This window comes from uncultured Paraglaciecola sp., from assembly GCF_913058035.1.
Taxonomy (GTDB): Bacteria; Pseudomonadota; Gammaproteobacteria; order Enterobacterales; family Alteromonadaceae; genus Paraglaciecola.
Genome location: NZ_CAJXPA010000304.1, coordinates 1 through 3,348, shown reverse-complemented (window position 1 = coordinate 3,348; position 3,348 = coordinate 1). Strand labels below are relative to the sequence as shown.

General features: G+C 42.8%; 2 protein-coding genes. One reads left to right on the top strand and one right to left on the bottom strand.

What is annotated here, in order from left to right; genetic code table 11:
• Positions 1 to 239 precede the first annotated feature (239 nt).
• The gene (locus tag QZ562_RS20600) at positions 240 to 1,631 is read left to right on the top strand and encodes an IS4 family transposase (RefSeq protein WP_293764511.1); all 1,392 of its coding nucleotides are present in this window, start codon (positions 240 to 242) and stop codon (positions 1,629 to 1,631) included.
• A gap of 508 nt (positions 1,632 to 2,139) precedes the next feature.
• On the opposite strand, the gene QZ562_RS20595 is transcribed toward QZ562_RS20600, so the two are convergent.
• Complete coding sequence (locus tag QZ562_RS20595; RefSeq protein WP_293764509.1) at positions 2,140 to 3,165, bottom strand: IS110 family transposase; 1,026 nt, start codon at positions 3,163 to 3,165, stop codon at positions 2,140 to 2,142.
• Positions 3,166 to 3,348: the final 183 nt, after the last annotated feature.

Genomic DNA, 3,348 nt, shown 5'->3' with positions numbered 1-3,348 from the left:
GCAAAGTATTCCTCATAAGACTCGCTTAGGTAAAGAATTTAGAATACTGACTTATCAAAGTATTGTTGATTAACATTTCAAACAAGACAGCAATAAAATCATCAATGGGGTCAACCAAGGTTACTGACCCGAATGGCACTTACTTAAGAGTTAAGTCACTGAAATAAATTGAAAAGCTGGTCAAAAATGATAGGATGTTAATCGCTAAAAAAACGCCATCAAAAGAAACCAGCCTTTACATGTATACTAATCAGCAAGCCTCTCAAGTTCAACAATCTATTACCCATTACACAAAAAAATGCAACGTCCACACTTTTATGGATGTTCTCAACAGCCCTGAATATATCGATAAAATCGAAGCCCTATTTCCTGCACAGAGAGTGAGATTATTTTCTCCCAAATTAACCGTTTCAATGTTCATGGCTCAAGCGCTCAATGAGGATAGCTCCTGCCAAAAAATTGTCGATGAAGTCGCGATAAAACAAGCGCTTAATGGCCGTCCAACGTGTAGTACTAACACAGGGGCTTATTGTAAGGCGCGTCAACGCATGCCACTGGTATTACCCTCAACATTAACTCGATACACAGGGCAATTATTAAGTGCCAACTCTCCTCATCAATGGCACTGGAAAAATCGCCCCATTAGGTTGGTTGACGGCATGACGTCAAGTTTACCAGACACTGCGGCCAATCAAGCGGCTTACCCCCAACCAGGCAGTCAAAAGCCAGGACTGGGTTTCCCCTTGTGTCGCATGGTGAGCATCATTTGCCTTGGCAGTGGTGCATTGCTAGATATGGCTTCAGGACCTTGCAAGGGAAAGGGCAGCGATGAACAAACTTTGCTAAGAAGTATGCTCGATACTCTACAAACCGACGATGTCTTATTGGGAGACGCTTTTTACGCCACCTATTTTTTATTGTGCGCGTTAAAGGATAAAGGCGTAGACGGTGTGTTTGAACAACATGGCTCAAGAAGGTTGACGACTGATTTTACTCAAGGCGAGTTATTAGGTACGCGAGATCACATTATTACTATCCATAAATCCAAAAAGAAACCACAGTGGATGACGCAGGATGAATATGATCACGCGCCAGACACGCTTAAGGTGCGAGAGCTTAAAACGGGCGGCAAAATATTAGTCACCACATTACTTTGTGCACATAAAACCCCCAAAATTGCACTGCAAAAACTCTACAAAGAACGCTGGCATATAGAGGTGGATTTTAGGAACATTAAGACCACAATGGGTATGGAAATATTGAGCTGCCGGACACCGTCGATGGTGGAAAAGGAGATGTGGATTTACCTTTTGGCTTACAATTTGATCCGCTTACTCATGGCTCAGTCAGCCTTGTTGGCGGGAGTAATGCCACGGCAAATAAGCTTCAAACATACGGTGCAGCTGTGGATAGCCTGGCAAGGTCGACACTACGAATATGGCTATTTTATCCACCCCTACATAGGTGAGTTATTTATACTCATAGCACAACAGCAGGTTGGGAGAAGGCCAGGGCGTATGGAGCCTAGAGCGGTTAAACGCAGACCAAAACCCTTTCCATTACTCACCAAGCCCAGAACACAAGCCAGAGAGGAAATAAGAAAGAATGGTCATCCCAAAAAGCTTAAGTAAGTGCCATTCGTTACTGACCCCATTTATTCCTAAGTGAAACAAGCTATGCTATGTAATCAAAACATGTTGCGACGAGCGATTTAGCAATACATATATGGATACCCTTGCGAAGTCAACGTATTAGTGTTCGCTTTTGTGCTGCGAAGCAGTACAAAAGTCTTTCTTTTTTGTTCTTTACCCCAGCTGTCTCAATTTGAATCAAGGTCTTAAGTTGGCTTAGTTCTGACATATATTCAGGCTCTTAAATTGAAATGGTTTTATCATTTCAGGCCTCTGATGAACTCCGTACCTTATCGCCTTAAAATACACCCACACGGATTAATAATCCTTGTCATAGTCTGGCTTTGATGAGGTAGGATAGACCGTTTTCTTCATCAAATATGACTTAAGCTGGTGAGAGTAAACTAAGTGTTATCCCGAGTCTTGCCTTCCACAACACCCACACAGGCTTTGTGCCTTTGTCCAGTACGGAATTGAGCAAGGCCGAGATAACGTAAACTGTTGCATGCTATGCGCTCACACCGGTTGGCGTAGCGCTGTAGTGCTCTTGCCGCGTGAGTAATATCCAAATTAAACGGGCAAGGCGATGCGCCATGGCGACTGCCACCTTATTAAACGGTTTGGTGACGCGAAGCTTCGTTGCCCATAATGATAATGAGTCTGTTTTTTTAGCTGCACGACTCACAACCGACCTTGCACCGTGTACTAATTGTTTGCGTAAATAACGGTCTCCGCGTTTGGTAATGCCGCCCATCTTGTTGATATTACCCGATGCATGTTGTTTGGGCGTCAGCCCCAACCATACTGCAAACTCTTTGGGATTGTTAAACGCTTGGCCTTTGTCGATGCTGGCTAAAAGTGCGGAAGCATTAATGATGCCGATACCAGGAATACTGAGTAATATCCTACCGCTTTCACTTCCTTCAACAAATATTCCCAGTTGTTGCTCAATTCCTTTTAGGCGCTTAAGTGTGGTTTCATATTCACTCAACATATCTATCATCATATTTTGTAATCGATGGCTATATTGAGCATTATCTATCACACCGTTCAATCCATTTAAAAGGGCTTTATGACCACAAGGAAACACCACGCCAAACTCACTTAACAGCCCCCTAGCTTGATTGCTCAGAGCGCCTTTATTTTTGATAAGTCGTTCTCGAATACGATGCAAGCATAATATCTCCTGCTGGAACTCGGTTTTCACAGGCACAAAACGAATATAGGGCCGCTGGCTCGCTTCTGTTATAGCAAATGAGTCATTCGGATCATTCTTGTTGCCCCGTACAAAAGGCGTGACATGTTGAGCGGGGATAAGCTTCACATCATGGCCTAATTTAGCCATTTCACGGCCCCAGTAATGGGATGAATAACAGGCCTCCATTACTACCATCGTAGGCGCTTGCTGGCGCATAAAATCGAGTAATTCGTTACGCTTTAACCGTTTATTAAACTGTGATTTCATATGCTCATTTACACCACATGCTTGAAATACATTCTTTGCCAAATCGATACCAATTGTTCTAAGCTTCATTTTGGATGTTCCCTATGTAAATAGTCTGGTTGAAACTACTATTTTGGCGCATTGACGCCGTAATAGGGAGTGTCCATCTCATCACCCATGATAACGAGCAGCAAAAAAATAGTTTTGCGATTTATTACGATGGGTGTCTTTATAATTTCTGATGTAATAGTGTTGGTTTAATTTAAATAGAAG

What these genes read in the sequence shown, in the direction of transcription:
- QZ562_RS20600 (WP_293764511.1), top strand. Translation starts at nt 240, where the DNA reads ATGTATACTAATCAGCAAGCCTCTCAAGTTCAACAATCTATTACCCAT.
- QZ562_RS20595 (WP_293764509.1), bottom strand. Translation starts at nt 3,165, where the DNA reads ATGAAGCTTAGAACAATTGGTATCGATTTGGCAAAGAATGTATTTCAA.